Source organism: Enterobacter cloacae complex sp. 309I3 (assembly GCF_050031595.1).
GTDB classification, from domain to species: domain Bacteria; phylum Pseudomonadota; class Gammaproteobacteria; order Enterobacterales; family Enterobacteriaceae; genus Enterobacter; species Enterobacter cloacae.
Map to the genome: position 1 here is coordinate 3,630,752 of NZ_JBLGWI010000001.1, position 21,335 is coordinate 3,652,086.

Sequence of the window (21,335 nt, forward strand, 5' to 3'; positions counted from 1 at the left end):
TTACGGTACAACAATCAGCGGGCCACTGGCCGCACCCGTTGCCCGCCACTGCGGAACATACATGGACTCCACCAGCGGCACCGGTACCTGGTACGTTCCCGGCGTCACGGCGCGCGCCAGATAAACCAGCGTAACCGGCTGCCCTTCGTTTACCGGCACTGCGGCCACAAAGCGGTCGTCGCGGAACTCCATATGCTGAATATCCGCCTGCTGCATCTGGCTAAGCAGGTTCTGCACTTCGCTGCCGCTGTCCTGCAGGCTGGCGCTGCTGCTTGCCAGGTTCTGGTTCTCCAGCTCCAGACCCGCCGGGAGGAGATCCACCACCAGCGCATCCGGCACGTTCTGGCTGGCCTTCACTTCCAGCCATACCAGCACCAGCTCACCGCTCTTCAGCGAAGAGAGCGATTTCGAACTGCCGTCGGTTGCCAGAATATGGCGTTCAATCTGCAGAACATTCGAGAATGGCTGAGGGGCTGAGTCCGGGTAACCGGTGCTATCCAGACGCACCCACAGCGGTGTCGTGCCGGTGTTGGTCACCTGCAGCGCACCAAGCTGATCGCCATTCATATTCTGCACCAGCGCCTTGTCACCGCTCAATGCGCTACCCGAGAGTGAGGTTTCCGCCTGCCATGCTCCGGACAGAGTTTGTAGCGAACGTCCGGCCAGGAACAGCGCGTTACTCTCCTGCGTAGACAGCCAGCGCTGGCTGAAGGCCTGTTCAGACAGGGCATTCAGCAGCGTATTTTGCGCATCCGGCAGCAGCTTGTACTCCTCCAGAAGGGAGAGCATCAGCGCGTTATCACGAAGCGCGCTACCGTAATCCGCCATCCAGTTTCTGCTGTCGTTGCGCGGCGTTTTGAGGGCAAGATCCAGCGCCTGCTGGCTGCGCGGGGCATCCCCCATCAGTTTGAGTGCCATACCGAGCTGCATCAGCGGCAGACCGGAAGCCGCCTGCCCGTGACGATCCCAGATTTCACGCAACGCACCCAGCGGGGCTTTTTGCTGGCGCGCCAGTACCAGTGCGGCATAGGCCTGCACGGCAAATTTGCTGGCCTGGGTATCGTCGCTGTAGCGGATGGACATCATGCCCGGATCCTGCAGGTAGCGGAGCAGTCGGCTATTGGCATTATTGACCGCATCCGTCGGCACGCTGTAGCCCTGCTCACCGGCACGCACCAGGAAGTCAGTGACATAGGCAGTCAGCCAGTACTCTTCCGGACCGTTTTTATCCCAGAGCGCAAAACCACCGTCGTCACGCTGCATCTGCAGAAGGCGGGAGATGCCAATATCAATGGCAGCACGACGTTTGTCGTCCGTGTCGCCTTTAATGCCAAGCGCCTTCAGCTGTGACGCGTTGGTATAGAGAGACGGGAACAGGCCACTGGTGGTTTGTTCAAGACAGCCATAAGGATATGCCTGCAGCTCACGGATATAGCGCGCCAGATTAAGCGGCGGTTTGCCGCTAAGCAGCAGTTGTCCCTGCAATGTAGCGGGAGAGAAGCCGTTGATATGCTGCCCTGGCGCAGTCCAGGACTCACCCGGGTTCAGCATGGCCCCGGTATTCACCGTCTGCGCCGGGAACGCAGGACGGACGCCGATTTTCCAGCTCTTCTGCTGCGGAGCGAAGGTCTCGCCAGGCAGCTGAAGTCCTGTTACCTGCGCCGTCACTTCGCCGTCACCGTAACCTTCCAGTGCACGCACCGGAATAAACAGCGTGCTGCGCGCACCCGGTGGCAGTTTGACAGGCTGCGGCTGCGCCCCTTCCAGCGACAGCTTGCCGGTCGCGGTTAAGGCCACATTTAGCGTTTGCGGCTGATCGGTCAGGTTAGTGAGATCCAGTGTCAACCGTGAGGTATCGCCGCTTGCCAGGAAGCGCGGCGTATTAAGCTCGGTAATGACCGGCGCGGCCACAATCACTTTGCTTTCGCTGCTGCCGAAATCCTCTTCCGTCCAGGCCTGCGCCATCAGACGCAGCTCACCGTTGAAGTCTCCAATTGGCAGTGTGATGGACCCTTCACCATTCGCATCAAGCGTCACTGGCTGTGCCTGCTGGGCGATAATGGTGACATGGTTCACCGGCGGCTTACCGCCGCGTTTAAGCTCATCGCCGTCACCACCAAAACGCAGCGCGGCCATACGTCCCTGGCCTTCAATCACCTGGCCGTAGATATCGTAGATATCCGCGCCATAGCGCTTCTGACCAAAGAAGGCCTGCCACGGATCCGGCGTGACGTAATCGGTAATGTTCAGCACGCCGCTGTCCACCGCGGAGACCAGCACGTTCACTTTCTGTGGTACCGGGCCCTCTTTCACGCTGGCTTTTACCTTCACGGAAAGCGTCTGGTTAGGGCGCATTTTTTGCGGGTTATCCAGCGCGATATTCAGACGGCGATTTTCATCCCCCATCGGCAGATGCAGCAGGCCAACCGCCCGCTTCGGCGTGGCGGATTTGGATTTATCGCCAGGGCGAACCACCAGCGTGCTGAGATAGAGGTCGTGGCGTTTCCAGGCTTTGTCTACCGGAATAGACAGATCCAGTCCGTTGGCCGGAACGTCGATCTCTTTCCACCACAGTGGCCCTTCGCTGGATTCGATCATCGCATAGCCTTTACCTGCGGCAGGTGCGGCGATATGCAACTGGATGGTGTCACCCGGCTGGTAAGAAGGCTTATCCAGTTTCAGGGTCACGCGGTCGGGGCGCGCGGCTCCCGTGCCGTCACTGTTATCCTGCCAGCTGTACCCGGCCCAGAAACGTACGCTGCTGACCATGTCATCAGGCGCTTTCACTTCCAGACGATAGGAGCCCCACTCTACCGGGAACGTCACTTTGCCCGTTTCATCGGCCTTGAGGGTCAGTTCCTGCTCGCCTTCAATGAGATCTTTTTGATCAAACTGGGACTGCCAGCCATCGCTTTCTGACCAGTTCCAGTAGTAGTCGCGGCGTTCGCGGATCAGGCGCACCTGTAATCCGGAAACAGCCTTTTTCGCCCCACTGGCATCGGCATAGACAATGTCGAAACTGGCGTTGCCGTTTTCATCGACAATAGGCTGGTTAACGGTGGTATCGGTGCGGTAATCATACACCGCCTTGCTGGCGAACTGAGGACGAATACCCGGTAATTCGGCTGCTGGCCAGATAGCCTGTTCAGCACGACGCGTCACCGGACGACCGCCTGATTCCAGCAGGCTGGCCTGCAGGATCAGCTGAAGCGGAGAATGCACCTCTTTCCACTGGCTTTCCGTAGAGACCTGCCCACGCCCCTGTTCATCAAGCGTAAGCTGCACTTCATCCAGGCTGCGACTCAGGTTGTCTTCGGCGATATCGCCAAACTGGAAGCCAGGCAGCGCCGGAACCGCTTCACGCAGTGGACGCAAAAAGAGCTGCCCCTGCAGGGCATTACCGTTGGCCGGTGCGCCGTAGAGGTAATATCCCACCACGTTAAAGTCGACGTTATCCTGCGGTGCAACCGGCGTTTTTTGTCCGCTCAGATTCAGCGCCATACGCTCTGGCATAAAATCTTCGACGTGGAAGTCCCACAGACGCTGCTGGTTATCGCCCGTATTGGCGCGGATATGCCACATGCCGGTTTGCGCCCCGCTGTCCAGCGGATAGTTAAAGCGATAGAGACCATTCTCCGGCTGGACGACGACGGTACGCGCTACCTGCCCATCCGGGCGAAGCACATCCAGCTTCACCGGCTGCGCAGGCAGCGGTTTACCGTCGCTGTCGCGCAGTAAGCCGTTCAGGATCACCGTTTCGCCTGGGCGATAGAGGTCACGCGGGCCAAACATAAAGAATTGTTTGCTGTAGCCCGGGCTACCGGCAATGTCGAACTCCGCCAGATCGAGCGCCGGCAGCTTGAGGTCAAGCAGCGTAGTCTGGCCATCTTTACTGGCAAGGATCAGCGCGGCTTCTTTGTCAGTTTCGAGCTTTGCATGGCCGTCGGCATCGCTGTTCGCCTCAGCCAGGGTCTGCCCTTTATCGTTTAACAACGTGACGGTTACGCCGGATTGCGCCGCACCGTTTTCCAGGCTCTGGGTGAAGATATCGAGACGGTTATGATAACGGTGAGCGGACAGCCCAATATCGCTTAAGGTGAAGAGCGTGGCGGCATTGCTGTAGTTGTAGTGCCCTGCCTGATTCATCACTGCAATATAGACGCCCGACTGCTGGAGCGGCTTGATATCTTTCAGCGGCAGCAGCAGTTTTTCACGCGTGTTGCGTGCCGGGTTAAGATCGAAACGACCGGTATAAACCAACTCGGCCATCTTCAGCAGATTGTCAGATTCCCAGTTGGTCAGCGAGTTACGGTATTCCCACTGGCTGACGAATGAAGCCAGCGACTCCGGTTTCACGCGATAGAAGTTCACGTCCACGTTATTGACGTTGAGCGCCATGACCGGCAAGCCTTCCACGACTTTCCCCGGCAGCAGTGACCCGCGGCTGGCGAACCCGACCGTCGGCTCGACATCCCGGGTGGTCAGGGCTTTTTCGTAGTCGATGCCAAAAGTCGCTTTGTTTAACGCCTGCAGATCGCGTTCCACGGTGACGACCAGATTGCGGTTAGGCTCCAGATGGCGCAGACGAAGCTCTTTCAGGTTCGGCGCCAGTTCCCACGCCCCGTCAACCTTGCCGCTTTTCTTATCCACGACATGCACGGTTTTCGAGAAATCCTGATCCGGATTTAGTGGAACAGAGAATGTCAGCACCAGCGTGGCGGCGCCGTCCAGCTGCACTTCAGAGGCATCAAGCAGAGTGAGCGCTTTGCCCTGACTTTGTGCCGCCAGTTTTGCCAGCTTGTCAGCGTCTGGCTTTTCGGCCGCTTTTGGTGTGGTTGCTGTAGATGCCGCGGGAGCCGCAGCCTGAGGTTTATCGTCGCTGTTATCACAGCCGACAAGCGTAAACGTGGTGAGCAGCGCAAGAGAGAGCGCGGCTAAGCGAAACGGTTTCATCCTTTGTCCCTGGCCCATGGAGCCTGTTGGTCGTCTTCCGGATAAGTATTATCCGCAAGTTTCGTTAATACAAAAAGTCCATTTTTAGGATCTGGAAGGCGGCTCGCATCGTCAACGTGGTGATGTTACGCCGATCACAACGTCAAACGTCACATGTTACCTTTCACGTCATTTGTTTTTAAAACAAGAAGATAGCTGGATAAGCTCGCCGGGAGCCTGCTAGTTTTAAGCTCAAGACGCACCCCGAGTGCGCGGTTCAATAAGAGAGTAAGCTCAAGACGCACCCCGAGTGCGCGGTTCAATAAGAGAGAAAGCCATGAAACGAGCCGTGAACGCCCTACAAAATTTCGGAAAATCATTGTACGGACCGGTACTTATTTTACCGATCGTCGGTCTGTTTATCGCCTTTGGCAATGTGCTGGGCAATGGCAACCTGGCCGAGTATCTGCCGTTTCTCGGCCATCCGCTGATCCAGAACATCGGCCAGCTGATCGCCAAATCTGCCGTGTCGGTGCTGGTTAACCTGGCCCTGGTGTTTGCCGTCGGCATCCCGATTGGTCTGGCAACACGGGACAAAGGCTACGCGGCGCTGATTGGGCTGGTAACGTTTGTGGTGTTTATCAACGCCATGAATGTCACGCTACAGCTTCAGGGCGAACTGGCACCCGCAGCACAGATGAAAGCCGCCGGGCAGACTATGGTGCTGGGCGTTCAGGTGCTGGAGATGGGCGTGTTCGCCGGGATCCTGACCGGCGCGCTTTCTGGATACCTGTACAACAAATACTCCGGCGTACAGTTTAACGGCGCGATGGCGATTTACTCTGGTCACTGTTTTGTCGCCATTGTGATGCTGCCCGTTTCCATGCTGCTCGGCGTAGTGATGAGCGAGCTGTGGCCGTTTGCCCAGCACGGCATTAGCGCAATGGCGCTTGCCATCAAAGGTTCTGGTCCGTTCGGCGTGGCGATCTACGGCTTCCTTGAGCGCATTCTGGTGCCCACCGGTCTGCATCATCTGGTCTATACCCCGTTCCTGTATACCGAACTGGGCGGCACGCAAGAGGTGTGCGGTACGGTTTATCAGGGCGCGCGCAACATTTACTTCGCGGAAATGGCCTGCCCGGAGGTGAAACAGCTCAGCAGCACGGTGGTATGGGATGCGCGCGGCATCAGCAAGATGTTTGGCCTGCCGGCGGCGGCGCTGGCGATGTACATGACCGCAAAGCCGGAGCGTAAAGCGGCAGCAAAAGCGATTCTGATCCCGGCGGCGCTCACTTCACTGCTGGTCGGTGTCACCGAGCCCATCGAGTTCTCCTTCCTGTTTGTCGCCCCGCTGCTGTTCGTGGTGCACGCGGTGCTGACGGGTATCGGGATGATGCTGTTCTCCCTGCTGGGTGTTCACGCCATCGGCGCTAACGGGATTATCGATTTTATTCTCTACAACCTGCCGCTCGGTACGGAGAAGTCCAACTGGCCGATGTACATCGTGGTCGGGCTGATCATGTTCGCCCTCTACTTCGTGGTGTTCCGCTTCCTGATCCTGCGTTTCAACATGAAAACGCCAGGCCGTGAAGATGAGGACCAGGAGACGCGCCTTTACAGCAAACAGGAGTACCAGGCGAAGGGCAATAACGACGGGCTGGGTGAATCCATCGTCGTCGGTCTGGGCGGCCGGGAAAATATTGAAGTGGTGGATAACTGTTACACCCGCTTACGTGTGACGGTAAAGGATGTCGCCATCATTGATGAGCCGCGCCTGAAAGCGACCGGCGCAAAAGGGATTATCAAACAAGGTAACAACGTTCAGGTGGTCTACGGGCTGCATGTCAAAAAAATGCGAGAAGCCGTTGAGACGTTTCTCTGAAAGGAGCTAAAGATGTTTACACCCCCATTCATTCTGTCGATTGCTGGCGGCGGTAGCACCTACACGCCAGGTATTGTGAAAAGCCTGATGGTGCGTCTGCAGGACTTCCCGCTGGCCGAAATCCGCCTTTACGACATCGACGAGGCGCGTCAGAACACGATTGCCCCGGTGGTGGAAAAAGTGATCCGCGACCACAGCCAGAGCATCAAATTTACCGTCACCAATGACCCGGAAGTGGCCTTCAGCGGCGCACACTTCGTCTTCGCCCAGATGCGCGTTGGCCAGTATAAAATGCGTGAGCAGGATGAGAAGATCCCGCTGCGCCAAGGCGTGGTTGGTCAGGAGACCTGCGGCCCCGGCGGGCTGGCTTACGGGCTGCGTACGATCCTGCCAATGGTCGAGCTTATCGATCTGGTGGATCGCTACGCGCATGAAAAAGCATGGATCGTAAACTACTCCAATCCGGCGGCAATCGTCGCAGAGGGGGTGCGTCGCCTGCGGCCGAACGCCCGCGTGCTGAATATTTGCGATATGCCGGTTGCCGCAATGCGTAACATGGGAGCCATTCTGGGGGTCGATCGCCGCAAGCTGGAGGTGGACTACTTTGGGCTGAATCACTTCGGCTGGTTTACCCGTGTGTTGGTGGACGGCGAGGACAAGCTGCCGGAGCTGCGTAAACATATCGCGAAGTTTGGTCTGCTGACAGAAGATGCCGCCAAAACCGACCCGCAGCACTCCGATCCGTCGTGGGTGAAAACCTGGCGCAACATCAAGCCGATCATGGATAACTTCCCGGAGTATCTGCCGAACCCGTATCTGCAGTACTACCTGATGCCGAACCAGATTGTTGAGCATCAGAACCCGGACTACACTCGCGCTAACGAAGTGATGAACGGGCGTGAGAAAAAGCTGTTTGCCGCAGCCGAAGAATATAAGCGTACCGGGATCCTGCCGGACGCCTTCCACGTTGGCGTTCACGGCGAGTTTATCGTCGATGTCGCCTGCTCGCTGGCCTTCAACCTGCGGAGCCGTCATCTGGTGATGGTGGAAAACCGCGGGGCAATTACCAATCTGCCGTACGATGCGGTCGTTGAGGTTCCCGCTTATATCACCTCAGAGGGGCCAGAGCCTGTCCGCGTGGGCCAGGTGCCGCTGTTTCATCAGACGCTGCTACAACAGCAGCTCGCCTCTGAACAGTTGCTGGTGGAAGCAACCATTGAAGGGAGCTATGAGAAAGCGCTGCAGGCATTTACCCTGAATCGCACCGTACCGACCATGGAGCACGCGAAAGCGATTCTGGATGAGATGATCGAGGCTAACCGCGAGTACTGGCCTGCGCTGCAAAAAGCCTGGCAGAACGGCGAAGCGGTGAAAAAATAGGGGCTTGCTCGCGAGTTGAACGTGGTTTGCTTGTCGGTGTCAGAAAAAACATCGACAATCCTTTTTTACGGAAAAGAATGGAGGCAACCCATGTCCACCTCATATTTTGTCGCCGCCGACTGGCTGATTGAGCACGGCGACGATCCTGAAGTGCAGATTATTGACGCGCGTATGGCTCCTCCGGGCCAGGAGCATCGTGACGTTCCCGGTGAATACCGCGCAGGGCACCTGCCGGGCGCGGTATTTTTTGATATCGAAACCCTCTCCGATCACACCTCCCCTCTGCCGCACATGCTGCCGCGCCCGGAAGCCTTCTCCGTAGCGATGCGCGAGCTGGGCATCAGCAAAGACAAACACCTCGTTGTTTATGATGAAGGTAACCTCTTCTCTGCCCCGCGCGCGTGGTGGATGCTGAAAAACTTCGGCGTCGAGAAAGTCTCGATTCTGGCGGGGGGTCTGGCTGGCTGGAAGCGCGACGAACTGCCGCTGCAGCAGGGGGACGTGACGCTGCCGGAGGGGGATTTTGACGCGACGTTTGACGCAAATGTGGTGAAACGCCTGACCGACGTGCTGGTCGTCAGCCATGAAAACACTGCTCAAATCGTCGATGCGCGTCCTGCCGCACGTTTTAACGCTGAAGCGGACGAACCTCGCCCTGGCCTGAAACGCGGACACATTCCGGGGGCGTTGAACGTGCCGTGGGGCGATCTGGTGTTTGAGGGCGAGCTGAAAACCACCGATGAGCTACGCGCGATTTTTGATCGTCAGGGCGTGGATTTACACCGTCCAATTATTGCCAGCTGCGGTTCCGGCGTAACGGCCTGCGTGGTGATCCTGGCGCTCGCCACGCTCGGCGTAAACGACGTCACGCTGTACGATGGCGCCTGGAGTGAGTGGGGTGCGCGGGACGACCTGCCGGTTGAACCCGCGAAATAATGGATAACCGCCTGGCCACGCTGTTAACGCGCGGGGAATCGCTGACCCGCGCGGAATATCGCGTACTCGCCCATCTCACGGAGCATCCGCTGCTGGTGGGTAACATCACGGTGCGGGAACTGGCGCAGGCGACATTTGTCTCTACCGCGACGATTATGCGGCTGTGTCAGAAGCTGGGGTTCAGCGGGTTTAGCGAGTTTATCTGGCACTGCAAACAGCTCCTCACCGACACGCCGCATATTACGACGCAAGGAAACGCCCTTCCGCAGTTGCCCGCGCTGTTCAGCCAGTTTATTGCCAACTATCAGCAGACATTCCAGTGGGTGACCGATGAGAAGCGTCTGCAGTTTGCCGACCTGCTGCGTCACAAAGAGAGCTTCTTTCTCTACGGTGCCGGGTTTTCCTATCTGTTTGCCGAATACCTGACCAAAAAACTGCAGGTGCTGGGGAAAACGGCGTTTATCTCCGGGCCGGGTGACAGCCGGAACATCTTTCTCAGTAACGCCGCCCGTTATCAGGTATTTATTGCCGTCTCGCGCAGCGGCGAAACAGAGCAGGTGCTGGATAAAGCGCGGATCGCCAAAAACGTCGGGATGACGATTGTCGCGTTTACCCGCGCCTCGGCCAATACGCTGGCGGGCATGGCGGACGTGCACTTCGCTCTCTATGACGAGGCGGTGCATTACGCCGCGGAAGCCGCAGGGGTGACGTCGTTTGAGTCGAATCTGGTACTGCTGATGGATTTACTGCTGCTGGAAGCAACGGGGTGACAGTCACCCCGCTGTAATCAGATGATGCGGTTGGTTTTGAGATCGCGCAGGAAACCGCCCCAGCGACGCTCATAAAACGGTGTGATGTGCTCGGTAATAAAGTGGCTGATGCCCTTCTCACCGTTCTTCACCTGGCAGATATCAATTGGCTCATCGCCCGGCAACGTATCAGTGGCCACACTGCCCGCCGCCTGGATGATCTCATCAATATCAGCGTCAGCTTCAATACCAATCAACAGTACCGGCTGTTCATCCGCTTGCTCTTTAATCGAACAGAGGAACGCGCGTCTTACCGGCTTCAGGGTTTTGAACAACGTGGTCAGGGAATCGATCATCTGCGCTGGCGGTTCGGCCACTTCAGAGAGCAGCAGCGTTTCGCCCCCTTCCAGTACTTCCTGGGTGCTGAGCGGGTTACCCTCTTCACCAATCAGATGGCTGATTTCACGCGGCGTGAACTCTTTCCCGGTCGGCAGTTTCGCATTAAGGAACAGCGTCTGGCCCAGCGTCATTTCGAACAGCGTGCGCACCGGCATCACCACGAACGCCTGTTCGTCTTCAACGGCGGTCTGCAGCGCTTCAAGCGAGGTAAAGAACGGGATCACCGAGGTGCCGTCGTCTTTCTCCCAGTGCAGCAGATCCAGCGCGCTGTCTTCAACAACCTGCTCACCTTCCGCCGCGGTTCCTGGCACCCAGACGGTGGATTCCAGCAGCGTGCGGAAAAATGCCGGACGGTGGGCGGGCTCGGTCGCCGCCTGTTCCAGCAGGGTTTCTAATTCGTTTTTGGTTTCGGACATAACAATTCCAGATGTCGAATTTCCCCCCTCACCCCGGCCCTCTCCCTCAAGGGAGAGGGAGCAAACCATCCCCTCTCCCCGTGGGAGAGGGTTAGGGTGAGGGCAAAAAGCATTACTCAGCCGTCAGCAGGTTCGCCACGGTACGCACGCCCAGGCCGGTCGCGCCCGCAGACCACTGCTCAACTGCCGCTTTACGGTAGGTTGCGGAGCAGTCGATATGCAGCCAGCCTTCGTGATAGTTCTCAACGAAGTGGGACAGGAAGCCTGCTGCGGTGCTTGCACCCGCCGGGTATGCCGCGCTCGCGGTGTTATTCAGTTCGGCAAAATTAGACGGCAGCTGGCTGCGGTGGAACTCCGCCAGCGGCAGACGCCAGAACGGTTCGTTTTCTGCCGCAGCGCTTGCCAGCAGGCGGGCCGCCAGCTTGTCGTCGAAGCTGAACAGCGCATGGTAGTCGTTACCCAGCGCCGTTTTTGCCGCGCCGGTCAGGGTGGCCATATCGATAATCAACTCTGGCTTCTGGGCAGAAGCGTCGATCAGGCCATCAGCCAGCACCAGACGACCTTCTGCATCGGTGTTCATCACTTCAACATTTTTGCCGTTGCGGTAGCGAATGATGTCGCCGAGCTTGAAGGCATTACCGCTTACCATGTTGTCCGCGCAGCACAGGTACAGCTTCACGCGTTTTTTCAGGCCACGGGTAATCGCAAACGCCAGCGCACCAGTGATGGTTGCCGCCCCGCCCATGTCGGATTTCATGGAGTCCATGAACGCGCTCTGCTTCAGGCTGTAGCCACCGGTGTCGAAGGTGATACCTTTCCCGACCAGGCAGGCAAATACTGGCGCGTCTTTATCGCCGGTTGGGTTGTAGTCCAGCGCCAGCAGCACCGGTGGACGCTCAGAGCCACGACCCACGGTGTGAATGCCCATGTAGTTCTGCTCGCGCAGGTCTTCACCTTTGGTGATGCGATAAGACATGTTGTCGCCGGCCACGCCGCACAACAGGTCAACGGCGCGCTGTGCCAGCTGTTCCGGCCCCAGCTCTTCTGCCGGTGCGTTAATGGTGTCACGTACCCAGTCGATAATGGTCAGGCGGCTTTCCAGCTCTTTTTGACCGGCTTCGTCAAGGTTGGCCCACTCAATTTTGCGGGTGCCTTTTGGCCCTTTATAACCAGCCCAGAACGCCCAGCTGCGGTCGGTGTCCCAGCCCTCGCCTGCCAGAGAGACATGCTTAATGCCGAGCCCATCAACTTTACGCGCGGCGCGCTGGATCAGGCCCAGATCGTCGTTGCCCGTCAGGTGCAGGGTAATACCGTCGTTGTTGATACTGTAAGTGGCTTTTTCGCCCCAACGCGCATCGGCGGGTTGCGTAGAGAGCGTAATCTTCATCGCTTCGGTCATTTTATTTATCCTTATTAGCAAACGGGCCGCCTGAAGGCAGCCCGTTACGTGATTTACTCTGCTTCATCTAACCAGACTAACAGAATCGCCTCCAGAATTTTTTCATTGGATGCGTTGGGATCGTCGTCAAAATCCTCTAAATCGCAGATCCACTGATGCATATCGGTGAAACGTACGGTTTTTGGATCGAGATCCGGGTTAGCGTCGTAGAGCGCTTCGCCGATTTCACGGCTGTCTGTCCACTTCAGTCCCATATTAATGCTCGCGTGCGTGGTTGATGGTGTAGCGTGGAAACTCCACGACCAGATCCTCGTCGGTCACCGCTGCCTGGCAGCTTAAGCGGCTGTCGGGCTCCAGACCCCATGCTTTATCCAGCATGTCATCTTCGTCTTCGGTGCTCTCGGCAAGCGAGTCGAAACCTTCACGCACGATGCAGTGGCATGTTGTGCAGGCACAGGATTTTTCACAGGCGTGTTCCACTTCGATACCTGCACGCAGGGCAACATCGAGAATGGTTTCACCGGTCTTCGCTTCCAGAACAGCGCCATCCGGACAGAGGTCCGCATGAGGCAAAATAACAATCTTTGGCATATTAAACCTCGTCCACGGACTGGCCTTTCAGCGCGACGCGGACAGATTTGTCCATGCGGCGAGCAGCAAAGTCCTGGGTTTGTTTATCAACGTTTTTAATGGCTTCTTCTATTGCGTCAGCGTCATTGCCCTGGGCGACCACGCTTAAGTGCGCAGCAGCCTCGTCAATCACCTGACGCTCAGCGGCGCTTAACAGCGCGGCATCGGCAGCGAGCGCGCCGTTCAGGCTTTCCAGCACGCGTGCGGCTTCCACTTTTTGTTCGGCCAGCATACGCGCCTTCACATCCTGCTCGGCGTAGCTCATTGAGTCCTGAATCATGGAGGCGATTTCGCCATCGGTCAGGCCGTAGGACGGCTTCACCTGAATGGACGATTCGACACCAGTCGATTTTTCCATCGCCGTGACACTCAGCAGGCCGTCCGCATCCACCTGGAAGGTGACGCGAATATGCGCCCCGCCCGCAGGCAGCGCCGGAATGCCCCGCAGCGCAAAGCGCGCCAGCGAGCGGCAGTCCTGCACCAGTTCGCGTTCGCCCTGCATCACGTGAATGGACATGGCCGTCTGACCGTCTTTAAAGGTAGTGAACTCCTGTGCACGTGCCACCGGAATAGTAGTGTTGCGCGGAATGACTTTCTCCACCAGTCCGCCCATGGTCTCTAAACCCAGCGACAGCGGGATAACGTCCAGTAGCAGCATTTCACTGTCCGGCTTGTTGCCGACCAGAATATCCGCCTGAATCGCCGCGCCCACGGCAACCACTTTGTCCGGGTCAATGGAGGTCAGCGGCGTGCGGCCAAAGAATTCGCCTACACGCTCACGCACCAGCGGTACGCGGGTGGAACCACCCACCATGACCACTTCCAGCACTTCATCCGCCTCAACGCCGGCATCTTTCAGCGCACGACGGCAGGCTAACAGCGTGCGTTTCACCAGGGGGGCGATGAGATCGTTAAACTGTTCACGGGCGATCTCACCCTGCCAGCCCGCCACGTTCACACTGACTGACTCAGCATCGCTTAGCGCAATTTTGGCCTCGATGGCCGCATCCAGCAGTTCACGCTGTACGCGCGCATCGCTGCGATCGCTGATGCCCGCCTGCTCGCGAATGTAATCCGCCAGCAGATGGTCAAAGTCATCGCCGCCCAGCGCGGAGTCACCGCCGGTCGCCAGCACTTCAAACACCCCACGGCTTAAGCGCAGGATCGAGATATCAAAGGTGCCGCCGCCGAGATCGTAAACCGCAATCACCCCTTCCTGACCGGAGTCGAGGCCGTAGGCAATCGCTGCCGCCGTCGGTTCGTTCAGCAGGCGCAGCACGTGCAGGCCCGCCAGACGCGCGGCGTCTTTGGTGCCCTGACGCTGTGCGTCATCAAAGTAGGCCGGAACGGTAATCACCACACCGTCTAAATCGCCGCCGAGCGTTGCCGTGGCACGCTCCGCCAGCGCTTTAAGGATGTCAGCGGATACGCGAATCGGGTTCAGCAGCCCGGCCGCAGTCGCAATCATCGGCAGGCCGTTTTCACTGGCCTGCAGCTGATACGGCAGATGCGGATAACGGGTCTTTATATCGGCCAGCGAGCGGCCCATCATCCGCTTAACGGAGCTGATGGTATTCGCCGGATCGCGCGCGGCGTTAGTGCGGGCATCAAAGCCCACCGCGTGGCCCTGCTGCTGGTAGTGGACCACGGAAGGCAGCAGATGGCGGCCCTGCTCGTCAGCCAGCGTCTCCGCCTGGCCGCTACGCACGGTTGCCACGAGGGAATTGGTGGTGCCGAGATCAATACCCACCGCCAGACGACGCTGGTGCGGTGCGGCACTTAAGCCAGGCTCACTAATTTGTAATAAGGCCATAATTGCTTCCGAAATTAAAAATCGAGCAGCTTTTCTTCGAGTTGTTCAGCACTGCTTCGCAGTTTATCGAGAAAACGGAGTTTGCGCACAGTGTCTGCCGCCACGTCCCAGGTCTCGTTGTTCAGTTGCGCCACCATCTGCTGATGGCGGGTCTCAAACATGCCCTTCACGCGCGTGATGAACCTTTCCAGACGCGCTTCGTCTTTGGCCTGTTCAATCTCATCCAGCTCTTCGCGAAGCGTAAGCTGTTCCATCAGAAACGCCGTGTCGCGTACGGTGTGTTGTTCGCTCGCCAGATCAAAGCCGTGGAGCGAAAGCAGATATTCAGCACGCGCCAGCGGATGGCGCAGCGTCTGCCAGGCCTGGTTGATGGTCGCGGATTGCGACACCGCAGCCAGTTGTTCAGCCTGAGTACCGCTGGCGAATTTGTCCGGATGATACTGACGCTGCAGGTCCTGAAAACGGATCGTCAGCGCCTGGAGATCAATCGGGTATTGAGCGGGTAAACCGAAGAGAGTGAAGTAATCCATAACAATCTCAGGGGTAGCCTGTTAGAACAAACCCCACGCGTAGCGGATAAAGCCACGGTGGGGTTTCGGATGACGCGCGATTAAACGTGGAAGCTTTCGCCGCAACCACACTCGTCTTTGACGTTCGGGTTCGTGAATTTGAACCCTTCGTTCAGGCCTTCTTTTACAAAGTCCAGCTGAGTGCCGTTGAGGAATTGCAGGCTTTTGCCATCGACCACCACCTTCACGCCCTTGTCTTCAAACACAGTGTCATCGGACGCTGGTTCGTCAACAAACTCCAGTACGTAAGCCATACCAGAACAGCCGGAGGTACGTACGCCCAGTCGCAGGCCAAAGCCTTTACCACGGTTCGCCAGAAAAGAGCTTACTCGCGCGGCAGCGCTGTCGCTAAGGGTAATCGACATACTCAAACCTCAATTATTTTGCTTCACGTTTGCTTTTGTAATCCGCAATGGCGGCTTTGATCGCGTCTTCTGCCAGGATAGAACAGTGAATTTTCACCGGCGGCAGTTCGAGTTCTTCAGCAATATCCGTGTTCTTGATTGCCTGTGCCTCGTCCAGAGACTTGCCCTTCACCCACTCGGTGACCAGGGAGCTGGACGCGATAGCAGAACCGCAGCCGTAGGTCTTGAAGCGCGCGTCTTCAATGATACCTTCATTGTTGACTTTAATCTGCAACTTCATCACGTCGCCACAAGCTGGCGCGCCAACCATACCGCTTCCTACGCTCTCGTCGCTGTTGTCAAAAGAGCCAACGTTGCGCGGGTTTTCGTAATGATCGATTACTTTTTCGCTGTATGCCATGATTGAATTCTCCTTAATGTACCGATTAGTGATGTGACCATTCAATGCTGTTCAGATCCACGCCCTGCTTGAACATTTCCCACAGTGGAGAAAGGTCACGCAGACGGCCGATGGAGTTGCGAACCAGCTTGATGGTGTAGTCAATCTCTTCTTCGGTAGTGAAACGACCTAAAGAGAAACGGATAGAGCTGTGTGCCAGCTCGTCAGTCATACCCAACGCGCGCAGCACGTAGGATGGCTCCAGGCTTGCAGACGTACAGGCAGAACCGGAAGAGACCGCCAGGTCTTTCAGCGCCATGATCAGCGATTCGCCTTCAACATAGTTAAAGCTCACGTTGAGGATGTTGGGTGCGCCCTGCTCGAGATCGCCGTTCAGATACACTTCTTCCATATCTTTCACGCCGTCCCACAGACGGTTACGCAGCGTGCGCAGGCGTGCCATCTCGGTTTCCATCTCTTCTTTCGCAATGCGGTAAGCTTCGCCCATGCCCACGATCTGGTGAACAGGCAGCGTACCGGAACGCATGCCGCGCTCATGACCGCCACCGTGCATTTGCGCTTCAATGCGGATACGTGGCTTACGACGAACGTACAGCGCGCCAATGCCTTTCGGGCCATAGATTTTGTGGCCGGAGAAGGACATCAGGTCGACTTTCAGCTGGCTCAGGTCGATAGGCAGTTTGCCCACGCTCTGAGTCGCATCAACGTGATAGATGATGCCGCGCGCACGGCACATTTCGCCGATGGTCGCGATATCCTGCACCACGCCGATTTCGTTGTTTACATGCATGATGGAAACCAGGATGGTGTCATCACGCATCGCCGCTTCGAGCTCTTTCAGGTCAATAATACCGTTGCTCTGTGGCGCCAGGTAAGTGACTTCAAAGCCTTCACGCTCGAGCTGACGGCAGGTGTCCAGCACGGCTTTATGTTCGGTTTTGCTGGTGATGATGTGCTTGCCTTTTTTCTGATAAAAGTTGGCTGCACCTTTGATCGCCAGGTTGTCGGATTCGGTCGCACCGGAGGTGAACACAATCTCACGCGGGTCGGCACCCACCAGGTCAGCAATCTGATTACGGGCGATATCCACCGCCTCTTCAGCATGCCAGCCAAAACGGTGTGAACGGGAAGCTGGGTTACCAAAGTTTCCGTCCAGGGTCAGACACTGCATCATTTTCTCGGCAACACGCGGGTCCACCGGCGTGGTTGCGGAGTAGTCGAGATAAATCGGTAATTTCATTGCTCTATAAACTCCGTACATCGCTTCAATGCAAGGAATCAGGCAACCGGCTGGATGTACGACCGAGTACACGGGGCAGCTTCGCCCCGGCCTGATTCTGAAATACTTATCTTTTTATTACGCGCGTAATTTAACGTCGATAGCGTCCTGCGCGCGGGTGCTGCGTTGAGATTCCTGGCTGTGCTGACGGCCCGATACATCCAGAACTTCCTGGTTATTCACCAGTTCACCGAGGGTGATGTTGTTCAGGAAGCCGGTCAGGCGGTCGCTCAGATCGCGCCACAGCGCGTGGGTCAGGCACTTATCGCCGCCCTGGCAGCCACCTTTACCCTGGCAACGGGTCGCATCAACGGATTCGTCAACCGCACTAATGACTTCGCCAACCGCAATACTGCCCGCGTCTTTACCCAGCAGATAACCGCCGCCTGGACCACGAACGCTGGAAACCAGTCCATTTTTACGCAGTCTGGAGAACAGCTGTTCCAGATAAGAGAGGGAGATCCCTTGTCGTTCAGAAATATCAGCCAACGGAACCGGGCCCGCTTCGGAGTTGAGCGCAACGTCCAGCATCGCGGTTACGGCATAACGCCCTTTAGATGTCAGTCTCATGTCTTACTTAACCTCAAACTCGCCCCTGCCCGGGGTTTTTTATAGTAAAATGGGGTATTGCATAGCAGGGCTAAGTCTGACATTCCTGACTAAATTGGTCAACTATTTACTTGACTGTTTTAGTCAGGTATTTAACCTTCCGTGCCGTATTCTTTTGCCCGGCGGCGCTGCGCTTGCACGGGCCTACGGGTTTTGTAGGCCGGGTAAGCGCAGCGCCACCCGGCGAACAGACGACACTACTCTTTATTCTTCTGCTCAATCGACGCCAGAATTCCACGCAGGATGTTCAGCTCCTGGCTTTCCGGACGCGCACGGGTGAACAGACGACGCAGCTTATTCATCACCTGCCCCGGATGGCCTTCGCGGATAAAACCGGTAGAGAGCAGCGTCTGCTCCAGGTGACCATAGAAGCGCTCCAGATCGTCCACCAGCGGATAGGCGGTCTCTTCTTTCGGTTCTGCCACTTTCTCCTGGGTCGCCAGCCAGGCCATCCGCACTTCGTAGGCAATGACCTGTACCGCCATCGCCAGGTTCAGCGAGCTGTATTCCGGGTTCGCCGCAATCGCGACGTGGTAATGGCACTTCTGCAGTTCGTCATTGGTCAGGCCGACGCGCTCACGCCCAAACACCAGCGCCACAGGCGCCTGTTCCGCTTCTGAGACACTTTTCAGGCCGCATTCGCGCGGGTCGAGCATTGGCCACGGCAGCGTACGGGAACGCGCGCTGGTACCGACGACCAGACTGCAACCCGCCAGCGCTTCGTCCAGGGTATCAACAATTTGCGCGTTGCCAATCACGTCGCTGGCACCGGCGGCCAGTGCGATGGCCTGAGAGTCCGGTTTCACCAGCGGATTAACCAGCCACAGATTCGTTAAGCCCATGGTTTTCATAGCGCGGGCAACGGAGCCCATATTGCCGGTATGCGATGTTTCGACCAGCACGATTCGAATGTTTTGCAGCATAGTTTTGGATGTCTGAATTCAGTGTCTAAAGAATATTCGGGCATATTATCATAAACGAGAGACATATTCCGATCCCGCTGCTATACTCTGCGCCGATTTTCCTGTTCTTTAACATCCAGTGAGAGAGACCGATGCATCCGATGCTGACCATCGCCGTGCGCGCAGCGCGCAAGGCGGGTAATGTAATTGCCAAACACTACGAAACGCCAGACTCCGTAGAAACCAGCCAGAAAGGCAGCAATGATTTCGTGACTAACGTCGATAAAGCCGCAGAAGCGATTATTATCGAAACGATCCGCAAATCTTACCCACAGCACACCATCATCACCGAAGAAAGCGGTGAACATGAAGGTACCGATCAGGATGTTCAATGGGTTATCGATCCACTGGATGGCACCACCAACTTCGTTAAACGCCTGCCACACTTCTCTGTGTCTATTGCAGTACGCATTAAAGGCCGTACTGAAGTCGCCGTTGTTTATGATCCAATGCGTAACGAACTGTTCACCGCTACCCGCGGTCAGGGCGCGCAGCTGAACGGTTACCGTCTGCGCTGCAGCAATGCACGCGATCTGGACGGCACCATTCTGGCGACCGGTTTCCCGTTCAAGGCGAAACAGCACGCAACCACCTACATGAATATCCTCGGCAAACTGTTCACCGAATGCGCGGACTTCCGTCGCACCGGCTCTGCCGCGTTGGATCTGGCCTACGTGGCGACCGGCCGCGTTGACGGTTACTTCGAACTGGCGCTGAAGCCGTGGGACTTTGCTGCGGGCGAGCTGATCGCGCGTGAAGCAGGCGCACTGGTATGCGATTTCACCGGCGGCCATAACTATATGTCTACCGGCAACATCGTTGCAGGTAACCCACGCGTTGTTAAAGCCATGCTGGCAAACATGCGTGATGAACTGAGCGATGCGCTGAAGCGTTAATCCCGGTAATTCCCTCTCCCTGTGGGAGAGGGTCAGGGTGAGGACATCAGACCGCACCCTACTAAAACGGCCGCAATCCCCTTCCCACCGGCACCGCACTCATCCACATCGTCACCGCCGCTACCAGCAGAATCACCCCGCCCGCCAGCGCGAGCGTCGTCCAGCCTACCTGTCGCCACAGCACCGGCGTCTTATTGCCGCTGAGTTTTACCGCCAGTTGACGGAAGCTGTGAACCAGTAATGCCAGTGACGAAATGGTCAGGGACGTTCCTGCCGCCATAGCCAGCGCAGAGAGCATGCCCCAGCCGAATACGCCAATCACTTTGCTGAACAGCAGCACCATGATCGCGCCTGAACATGGTCGCATCCCCATTGAAAGGATAATCATCACCCGCGCACGCCAGTCGTCGCCGCTCTGCAACTGCGCCTGCGTAGGCAGATGCTGATGTCCGCAGCCGCAGTGGGCACCATGAACATGATGTGGCGTAAAGGATTTGAAGGTTGGCTTTTGCAGCAGGACGCGCAATTTTTTCAGCGCCCGCCAGCAGAGGATCACCCCCAGCACGCCCACCAGCGCATAACTTCCCTTCTCCAGCCAGAAACTGCTCAGGTGCAGCTGACGAGCGGGAAGCTGTAACAGCGAGAGGACGACCACTACCAGCCCGATAGCGACGCCGCCCTGCAGCAGCGAAGAGGCCAGCGTCAGACCGATGCTCGATTTCAGCTTCGAGGGATGCGTGGCAAGCCAGGTAGCGATCACAATCTTGCCATGCCCCGGCCCCAGCGCATGCAGCACCCCGTAGACAAAACTGAATGCCAGCAGGGAACCACCTGCTTTTGTCGGGTTATCCGCCACCGCCTTGAGTAACCCACTCATCTGCTGGTTAACGTCACGCTGCCAGAGAATGCTTTTCATCATAACCTGCGGCCAGGCCTGCCATAACCACAGCGCGCCGCACACGGCCAGCAATAAAAAGAGCGCCAGCGGCCAGAGATGAAGCCAGCGACGTGGTTTGCGGGCGGAAGAGGCGATCACTGACATTGTAACGTCACCTGCTGTGCAAACTGTTTACCCAGTTCCATATCTTCAGGAGGGGCATCCTCTTTATCCAGAGAGACGGCGAAGTTGAGCGTCTCTTCGCTGGGTTTTGGCGTATGAACAGCGAGTTTGCAGGATTTTTGCAGGGTAGTCGGTAGCGTCACGTCACTCTCCTTCGCATAGCTCATATCGACGTAATAGGTGGGGTCGAAGGTGGAAAAGGTATACGTCTGTCCTGACAGCGGCTGAGGATGCGCCAGCGGGAGAACAAACGTCAGCACCGCCTGATGACCGTCGCGCGACATGCCGTACTCCGTCGGGCGATTCATAAACTTCACCTTTTGTCCGTTATGCCAGAACTCGGTGAAGTAGTGCTGTCCCAGCACGTTGGCCATGACCTCCGCCGCCAGCTTTTTCCAGATCTCATCGCCTGGCTTTGCATTTCCCGCGTCATACAGGAGATCGGCCGAGGTGATTTCATCCATCGTCCAGCGCATTTTCAGGCCGCTCAACTGGGTTCCGTCAGTCACCAGCTCGGTTTTGAGACTGATAAAACTGTGAGGATGCGCGCCGGCGGTGAAAGTGATAACCGCCAAAAATAACGCCATCGCGCTGTGTTTAACTGTTTGCATCAATTCCTCACGTCAAAAATTCTGTGATGTTCGCCAGCAATCCTGAGT

19 protein-coding genes are annotated in these 21,335 nt (G+C 57.1%); 5 read left to right on the forward strand and 14 right to left on the reverse strand.

Annotated features, from left to right (window positions below):
* Entirely contained in the window at positions 1 to 4,953 is a 4,953-nt protein-coding gene (locus tag ACQG22_RS17295; RefSeq protein WP_102752273.1) for an alpha-2-macroglobulin family protein, read from the reverse strand.
* 316 nt (positions 4,954 to 5,269) lie between these two features.
* Here ACQG22_RS17295 and ACQG22_RS17300 point away from each other — a divergent pair, with 316 nt between their 5' ends.
* The 4 genes from ACQG22_RS17300 (at position 5,270) to ACQG22_RS17315 (ending at position 9,900) form a co-directional block, all read left to right on the forward strand.
* Positions 5,270 to 6,814 (forward strand): PTS transporter subunit EIIC, encoded by a 1,545-nt coding sequence (locus ACQG22_RS17300; RefSeq protein ID WP_045293487.1) that lies wholly within the window; start codon positions 5,270 to 5,272, stop codon positions 6,812 to 6,814.
* 12 nt (positions 6,815 to 6,826) lie between these two features.
* Positions 6,827 to 8,194, forward strand: coding sequence for a 6-phospho-alpha-glucosidase (locus ACQG22_RS17305; protein ID WP_369706702.1), 1,368 nt, complete (start codon positions 6,827 to 6,829; stop codon positions 8,192 to 8,194).
* A 90-nt stretch (positions 8,195 to 8,284) separates the two neighbouring features.
* Entirely contained in the window at positions 8,285 to 9,130 is an 846-nt protein-coding gene (gene sseA / locus ACQG22_RS17310) for a 3-mercaptopyruvate sulfurtransferase (RefSeq protein ID WP_058651812.1), read from the forward strand.
* On the forward strand, positions 9,130 to 9,900 hold the full coding sequence (locus ACQG22_RS17315; protein WP_013098289.1) for a MurR/RpiR family transcriptional regulator: 771 nt from the start codon (positions 9,130 to 9,132) through the stop codon (positions 9,898 to 9,900). The genes sseA and ACQG22_RS17315 overlap by 1 nt, the downstream gene beginning before the upstream one ends.
* A gap of 17 nt (positions 9,901 to 9,917) precedes the next feature.
* On the opposite strand, the gene sseB is transcribed toward ACQG22_RS17315, so the two are convergent.
* From sseB to trmJ, 11 genes are all read right to left on the reverse strand, one after another.
* Complete coding sequence (sseB, locus tag ACQG22_RS17320; RefSeq protein ID WP_102752275.1) at positions 9,918 to 10,694, reverse strand: enhanced serine sensitivity protein SseB; 777 nt, start codon at positions 10,692 to 10,694, stop codon at positions 9,918 to 9,920.
* A gap of 112 nt (positions 10,695 to 10,806) precedes the next feature.
* Positions 10,807 to 12,093, reverse strand: coding sequence for an aminopeptidase PepB (gene pepB / locus ACQG22_RS17325; RefSeq protein ID WP_369706701.1), 1,287 nt, complete (start codon positions 12,091 to 12,093; stop codon positions 10,807 to 10,809).
* A 53-nt stretch (positions 12,094 to 12,146) separates the two neighbouring features.
* Complete coding sequence (gene iscX / locus ACQG22_RS17330) at positions 12,147 to 12,347, reverse strand: Fe-S cluster assembly protein IscX (RefSeq protein WP_003860650.1); 201 nt, start codon at positions 12,345 to 12,347, stop codon at positions 12,147 to 12,149.
* 1 nt (position 12,348) lies between these two features.
* Entirely contained in the window at positions 12,349 to 12,684 is a 336-nt protein-coding gene (gene fdx / locus ACQG22_RS17335) for an ISC system 2Fe-2S type ferredoxin (RefSeq protein ID WP_003860652.1), read from the reverse strand.
* A gap of 1 nt (position 12,685) precedes the next feature.
* Entirely contained in the window at positions 12,686 to 14,536 is a 1,851-nt protein-coding gene (hscA, locus tag ACQG22_RS17340; RefSeq protein WP_369706700.1) for a Fe-S protein assembly chaperone HscA, read from the reverse strand.
* A 14-nt stretch (positions 14,537 to 14,550) separates the two neighbouring features.
* Positions 14,551 to 15,066, reverse strand: a complete 516-nt coding sequence (hscB, locus tag ACQG22_RS17345) for a co-chaperone HscB (RefSeq protein ID WP_369706699.1) — start codon at positions 15,064 to 15,066, stop codon at positions 14,551 to 14,553.
* Between the two features lie 80 nt (positions 15,067 to 15,146).
* Positions 15,147 to 15,470 carry an iron-sulfur cluster assembly protein IscA gene (iscA, locus tag ACQG22_RS17350; RefSeq protein WP_003860659.1) on the reverse strand — a complete coding sequence of 108 codons (324 nt, stop codon included), beginning with the start codon at positions 15,468 to 15,470 and terminating at the stop codon, positions 15,147 to 15,149.
* A gap of 13 nt (positions 15,471 to 15,483) precedes the next feature.
* Positions 15,484 to 15,870, reverse strand: coding sequence for a Fe-S cluster assembly scaffold IscU (iscU, locus tag ACQG22_RS17355; protein ID WP_003860661.1), 387 nt, complete (start codon positions 15,868 to 15,870; stop codon positions 15,484 to 15,486).
* Positions 15,871 to 15,895: 25 nt separating this feature from the next.
* Positions 15,896 to 17,110 carry a cysteine desulfurase gene (gene iscS, locus ACQG22_RS17360; protein WP_003860663.1) on the reverse strand — a complete coding sequence of 405 codons (1,215 nt, stop codon included), beginning with the start codon at positions 17,108 to 17,110 and terminating at the stop codon, positions 15,896 to 15,898.
* 117 nt (positions 17,111 to 17,227) lie between these two features.
* A complete protein-coding gene (gene iscR, locus ACQG22_RS17365) occupies positions 17,228 to 17,719 on the reverse strand; it encodes a Fe-S cluster assembly transcriptional regulator IscR (protein ID WP_013098294.1) in 492 nt (163 codons plus the stop codon).
* A 236-nt stretch (positions 17,720 to 17,955) separates the two neighbouring features.
* Complete coding sequence (gene trmJ / locus ACQG22_RS17370; protein WP_013098295.1) at positions 17,956 to 18,681, reverse strand: tRNA (cytosine(32)/uridine(32)-2'-O)-methyltransferase TrmJ; 726 nt, start codon at positions 18,679 to 18,681, stop codon at positions 17,956 to 17,958.
* A 131-nt stretch (positions 18,682 to 18,812) separates the two neighbouring features.
* Here trmJ and suhB point away from each other — a divergent pair, with 131 nt between their 5' ends.
* Positions 18,813 to 19,616 (forward strand): inositol-1-monophosphatase, encoded by an 804-nt coding sequence (suhB, locus tag ACQG22_RS17375; RefSeq protein WP_013098296.1) that lies wholly within the window; start codon positions 18,813 to 18,815, stop codon positions 19,614 to 19,616.
* Positions 19,617 to 19,677: 61 nt separating this feature from the next.
* Here suhB and ACQG22_RS17380 read toward each other — a convergent pair whose 3' ends face one another.
* A complete protein-coding gene (locus ACQG22_RS17380) occupies positions 19,678 to 20,658 on the reverse strand; it encodes a nickel/cobalt transporter (RefSeq protein ID WP_369706698.1) in 981 nt (326 codons plus the stop codon).
* Positions 20,649 to 21,287 (reverse strand): DUF1007 family protein, encoded by a 639-nt coding sequence (locus ACQG22_RS17385; RefSeq protein WP_013098298.1) that lies wholly within the window; start codon positions 21,285 to 21,287, stop codon positions 20,649 to 20,651. Before ACQG22_RS17385 ends, ACQG22_RS17380 begins: the two co-directional genes overlap by 10 nt.
* Between the last annotated feature and the right edge of the window lie 48 nt (positions 21,288 to 21,335).

What these genes read in the sequence shown, in the direction of transcription:
- ACQG22_RS17305 (WP_369706702.1), top strand. Translation starts at nt 6,827, where the DNA reads ATGTTTACACCCCCATTCATTCTGTCGATTGCTGGCGGCGGTAGCACC.
- hscA (WP_369706700.1), bottom strand. Translation starts at nt 14,536, where the DNA reads ATGGCCTTATTACAAATTAGTGAGCCTGGCTTAAGTGCCGCACCGCAC.
- pepB (WP_369706701.1), bottom strand. Translation starts at nt 12,093, where the DNA reads ATGACCGAAGCGATGAAGATTACGCTCTCTACGCAACCCGCCGATGCG.
- ACQG22_RS17300 (WP_045293487.1), top strand. Translation starts at nt 5,270, where the DNA reads ATGAAACGAGCCGTGAACGCCCTACAAAATTTCGGAAAATCATTGTAC.
- trmJ (WP_013098295.1), bottom strand. Translation starts at nt 18,681, where the DNA reads ATGCTGCAAAACATTCGAATCGTGCTGGTCGAAACATCGCATACCGGC.
- ACQG22_RS17385 (WP_013098298.1), bottom strand. Translation starts at nt 21,287, where the DNA reads ATGCAAACAGTTAAACACAGCGCGATGGCGTTATTTTTGGCGGTTATC.
- ACQG22_RS17295 (WP_102752273.1), bottom strand. Translation starts at nt 4,953, where the DNA reads ATGAAACCGTTTCGCTTAGCCGCGCTCTCTCTTGCGCTGCTCACCACG.
- fdx (WP_003860652.1), bottom strand. Translation starts at nt 12,684, where the DNA reads ATGCCAAAGATTGTTATTTTGCCTCATGCGGACCTCTGTCCGGATGGC.
- iscR (WP_013098294.1), bottom strand. Translation starts at nt 17,719, where the DNA reads ATGAGACTGACATCTAAAGGGCGTTATGCCGTAACCGCGATGCTGGAC.
- ACQG22_RS17315 (WP_013098289.1), top strand. Translation starts at nt 9,130, where the DNA reads ATGGATAACCGCCTGGCCACGCTGTTAACGCGCGGGGAATCGCTGACC.
- iscS (WP_003860663.1), bottom strand. Translation starts at nt 17,110, where the DNA reads ATGAAATTACCGATTTATCTCGACTACTCCGCAACCACGCCGGTGGAC.
- iscA (WP_003860659.1), bottom strand. Translation starts at nt 15,470, where the DNA reads ATGTCGATTACCCTTAGCGACAGCGCTGCCGCGCGAGTAAGCTCTTTT.
- suhB (WP_013098296.1), top strand. Translation starts at nt 18,813, where the DNA reads ATGCATCCGATGCTGACCATCGCCGTGCGCGCAGCGCGCAAGGCGGGT.
- sseB (WP_102752275.1), bottom strand. Translation starts at nt 10,694, where the DNA reads ATGTCCGAAACCAAAAACGAATTAGAAACCCTGCTGGAACAGGCGGCG.
- iscU (WP_003860661.1), bottom strand. Translation starts at nt 15,870, where the DNA reads ATGGCATACAGCGAAAAAGTAATCGATCATTACGAAAACCCGCGCAAC.
- ACQG22_RS17380 (WP_369706698.1), bottom strand. Translation starts at nt 20,658, where the DNA reads ATGTCAGTGATCGCCTCTTCCGCCCGCAAACCACGTCGCTGGCTTCAT.
- iscX (WP_003860650.1), bottom strand. Translation starts at nt 12,347, where the DNA reads ATGGGACTGAAGTGGACAGACAGCCGTGAAATCGGCGAAGCGCTCTAC.
- hscB (WP_369706699.1), bottom strand. Translation starts at nt 15,066, where the DNA reads ATGGATTACTTCACTCTCTTCGGTTTACCCGCTCAATACCCGATTGAT.
- sseA (WP_058651812.1), top strand. Translation starts at nt 8,285, where the DNA reads ATGTCCACCTCATATTTTGTCGCCGCCGACTGGCTGATTGAGCACGGC.